At 64.6% G+C, this 1,917-nt stretch carries 1 protein-coding gene; it reads left to right on the top strand.

The window, feature by feature from the left end:
- Nucleotides 1–1,917, top strand: a 1,917-nt coding sequence (locus JHD74_RS25695; protein WP_233169689.1) for an Ig-like domain-containing protein, incomplete at both ends; no start/stop codon positions are given.

Raw genomic sequence — 1,917 nt, 5'->3', positions numbered from 1 at the left:
AAGGCGAGCACCGCTTTACGGTCATGGCAACGGACGCGGCGGGCAACGTCAGCGACAAGTCCAACACCTTTGTGCTGACGCTGGACTTCAGTGCACCGGATGCAAGCAAAGTGGCGATCACCGGGGTGGATGACCAGGTGGGCACAGTAACGGGCAACGTGGTTAGCGGTGGGATCACCGATGACAACCGGCCAACCATCCACGGGACCGGGGCGGAAGCCGGCAACACCATCACGGTGTACAACGGCAGCAAGGCGATCGGCTCGGCCACCGTGCAGGCGGACGGCACCTGGTCGATGAAACCGACCCTGCCACTGGCCGACGGCCTGGTGACGCTGACGGCGAAGGAAACCGACACCGTAGGCAACAGCACCGTGGCCTCACCGGAGTACGCGATCAGTATCGTGACCGTACTACCGCAGGCCCCGAGCATCACCAACGTGGTGGACAATGCTGAACCGCACACCGGCGCGCTGCAGAAAGGGGATGTCACCAACGACAACACCCCGACCCTGAACGGCACCGCCTTGGCGGGCGGCACGGTGACGGTGTTCGACAACGGTGTGGCGATTGGCTCTACCAAGGCGGACAGCAACGGTGCCTGGGCATTTACCCCAAGCCCGGTGCTGAAGGATGGCAATCACAGCCTGAGCGCCTCGGTTACCGACAGTATCGGCCAGACCAGCCCGGCCACCGGCGGCTTTGATATTGTGATTGATACCACGCCACCGGCCCCGGCCACCGGCCTGGTGGTCACCGACGATGTGGGTAGTACGCAGGGCGCACTGGCGCCAAACGCCATCACCGATGACGCCACGCCAACCTTCACGGGCAAGGCGGAAGCGGGCAGCACCGTCACCATTCTGGACAATGGCAGCGCCATTGGCAGCGTAGTGGCGGACGGCAGCGGCAACTGGACGTTTACCCCGGGCACTGGCCTGGTGAACGGCGCGCACGACTTCACCACCACGGTGACCGACCCGGCCGGCAACACCAGCGCCGAGGGCGAGCACCTGAAAGTGACGGTGGATGTGGTTCCGGGCCAGGTAGCGTTGAGCACCCTGGTGGACGATGTGGGTCTTATTACCGGCGCTATCGCGCAGAACGGCGTGACGGACGATACCCGTCCAACGCTGAACGGCACCGCCAAGGCTGGCAGTATTGTGACGGTCCTTGACGGCAGTAACGTGCTGGGCAGCACCACGGCGAAAGGCGATGGCACCTGGAGCTTCACGCCAGCGGGGGATCTGGGCCAGGGCGCACACAGCCTGAGCGCCACGGCGGTGGATCCGGCGGGCAACCCGAGCAGCAGCAGCAACTGGACGTTTACGGTTGACACGCTCAAGCCAATGGCGCCGTTTATCGACTCGGCAGCGGACGATGTGGGCAGCGTACAGCCGCAGAACATGGTCAGCGGCAGTGCGACGGACGATCCGACGCCGACCCTGACGGGCCGGGCGGAAGCCCACAGCACCGTGACGGTCTCTGACCAGTTCGGCGTACTGGGCACGGCGAAAACCGATGCCAATGGTGACTGGTCGTTTACCCCAGGTACCGCGCTGTCACAGGAAGGCGAACACCGCTTCACGGTCACGGCGACGGACGCGGCGGGCAACGTCAGCGACAAGTCCAACACCTTTGTGTTGATCCTGGATCTGACAGCACCGGATGCCAGTAAAGTGGCGATCACCGGGGTCGATGACCAGGTGGGCGCAGTAACGGGCAACGTGGTTAGCGGTGGGATCACCGATGACAACCGGCCAACCATCCACGGGACCGGGGCGGAAGCCGGCAACACCATCACGGTGTACAACGGCAGCAAGGCGATCGGCTCGGCCACCGTGCAGGCGGACGGCACCTGGTCACTGAAACCGAGCCTGCCACTGGCCGACGGTCTGGTGACGCTGACGGCGAAGG

This window comes from Serratia sp. ASV30 (assembly GCF_016428815.1).
GTDB classification, from domain to species: Bacteria; Pseudomonadota; Gammaproteobacteria; order Enterobacterales; family Enterobacteriaceae; genus Chania; species Chania fonticola_C.
The sequence above is the reverse complement of the archived record's forward strand: the minus strand, read 5'-3'. Positions and strand labels throughout refer to the sequence as shown.